At 71.0% G+C, this 2,284-nt stretch carries 1 protein-coding gene; it reads right to left on the bottom strand.

The genetic code is table 11. The annotated features are described in order from the left end of the window. Positions 1–2,284 (bottom strand): hypothetical protein (locus tag PHU01S_RS26070; protein WP_218032507.1); only part of this gene is annotated, 2,284 nt, incomplete at both ends.

The raw sequence follows: 2,284 nt of genomic DNA, 5'->3' as shown, positions 1-2,284 counted from the left end.
GGCGCTCGCAGCGCTCTGCGCCTTGCCGGCCGTGCCCGACTGGACGATGCGGCCTTCGTTGACGCCGGCGATCAGGCCGGCGCTCTCTCCGCCGCTGACGCCGCCCTCGGCCGTTACGCCGAGAATCTCGCCGCCGGCCGCGTTCACGGCCGCGACAAGCCCCGCATGGCGGGATGCTTTGACGTCCGCGCCGTCGAGCTGCAGATGGTAGATGCGGCCGCGGTTCACGAGCGTGAACGCCGCGTCGCCGCCTGCTCCCGCATCGGCGCGAAGCCCGCGGAGACGATAGCCGCCGCCGTCAAGCTCGCCGTCGAAATGCTGGAGCGGCGTCCAGCCGAAGGCGGACAGATCGATGTCCGCCGCCAGCCGGATCTTGTCGCCCGTGCCGAGCGGAGAGGCGGCCGCCTTCCGGTCGAACAGGCGGAAGTAGGCGAGGCCGGTATCGTTGCTCAGCAGCACGTAGCCGTCCAGCTGCTCCCGGCTGCCGATGACGATCTCGCCGCTGCCGGGCAGACGCAGGATGGAAGGATCGACCGCGTTCCGCCAGGCGCCGGAAGTCAGCGGATCGCGAGCCGGGACCGCCTCGGCCGAGGCCGCGGCTCCGGCGTTGCGGCCGACAGCCGCGCCGCTGCCGGTGTACGCCGAGGCGAGGATGCGGCCGTCGCGGAAGTTGTAGCCGACAAGCGCGCCTTTGTACGTGTCGGTGCCCTTGGCATTCGAGGTCAGCTCGCCGACGGAGGCATAGACTCCGTCGATGGTTCCGTCGTTGTAACCGGCAAAACCGCCGGTATACGAGCGGGTCGTGCCCGCGAGGCCGGTCGTGGAGACGACGCCCTGGAGCGCGTTCGAGCGCTTCACGGCGCCGGTCCGCTCCACGGCGGCGGCGAAGCCGCCCGTGCGCGTGTCCTGGCCGGCATTGCTCACGCTGCCGGAAGCATAGCTGTCCTCGACAGCGAAGCGCTCGATCGAGCCGGCAAAGCCGCCCGCATAGGAGCCGCGCTTGCCGGATGCCTTCACCGCTCCGTCTGCGTACGAGTAGCGGATCGAGCCGTTCCCGTTGCCGCCGTCGCCGAGCAGGCCGGCGAAGCCGCCGGCGTACAGCGTCGTGTCGATGTTGGCGTCCGTCACCTCGACCGGGATCGAGGCGGAGCTGCGCGTCACCTCCATGCGGTCGCCTTGGCCGATCGAGCCGCCCGCGTAGGCGGCAGGCAGGTTCTCGCCGATCGTGACGGCCGTGCCGACAACGATCCGGGCTCCGTCCTCAGGCAGGACGCGGCTGTAATGGATCTCTCCGTCCTCGCCTTGGCCGACGAGGCCGCCGGCCCGGTAGAGGCCGGCGCCGGAGGCGTCGATGCCTCCATGGGCATCGGCATGGACGAGAATGCCGCTGCTGTAGCCGGCAATGCCGCCCGCAGAGACCGTGCCCGCCGTGCCGGCGGCGATAGCCGCGCGGCTGTCCGACTCGTAGACGGACGCCTGCAGCAGCCGTCCGGCAAGACCGCCGGCCAGCAATTCCGAGTCGCCGCCGCCGGCAGCCAGCGTGAGCTTGCCGCTGTAGTGCGTCTGGTAAAGGCCGCGATAAAGAGGGTAGAGCCCGCCGAAGTCGAGCCCCGCATCGCGGTCCGAAGCGCTCAGCTCGCCGGCGATGCCGCCCGCAGCGAGCGTGCCGGAAGAGCCGGCATCCAGTGTCGCGGCGATCGGTCCGGACATTCTGGCATCCTGGATCGTGACGTCCTGCGCGCGTCCGGCTACGCCGCCCGCCGACGCGTTTCTTCCTTTGGCATTCAACGCGGCTTCAATCTCAATGCTATGCAGCGCAGCGCGTTCGACGCGGCCGGCGAGACCGCCGACCGAAGCCGCCTGCACGCCCGCAGGCGACGTCACCGCCAAGCCCTTGACCGACGCATCCCGCACGTCCCAAGCGGCGATGCCGCGTCCTGTCTTCTCCCCGACCAGGCCGCCGGCGAAGCCGCCGCCCGTCACGCCGGGAGCGGACGAGGCCGCTTCGGCCTTGATTCCGCTCAGAACATTGCTCTCTTCCGAACGGCCGATCAGGCCGCCTGCCGCCGCTTCATCTCCTGCGGCGCGAACCGCTCCCGCCTCGCCGAAGAACACTTCGAGCTGCGCGGCAGCACCGTCTTGATAATGGCCGACGAGGCCGCCTGCGGCCGAGCCGGAGCCGGTTGCCTCGACGACGAGGCGCGTCAGCCCCAGCTTCAAGCCCTCCGACGCTCCTCTCTGGCGGCCGGCCAGGCCGCCTGCCGCCGCTTCGCCGCCGCTCGCC

The organism is Paenibacillus humicus NBRC 102415 (genome assembly GCF_004000905.1).
In the GTDB taxonomy this organism is placed as follows: Bacteria; Bacillota; Bacilli; order Paenibacillales; family Paenibacillaceae; genus Paenibacillus_O; species Paenibacillus_O humicus.
The sequence above is the reverse complement of the archived record's forward strand: the minus strand, read 5'-3'. Positions and strand labels throughout refer to the sequence as shown.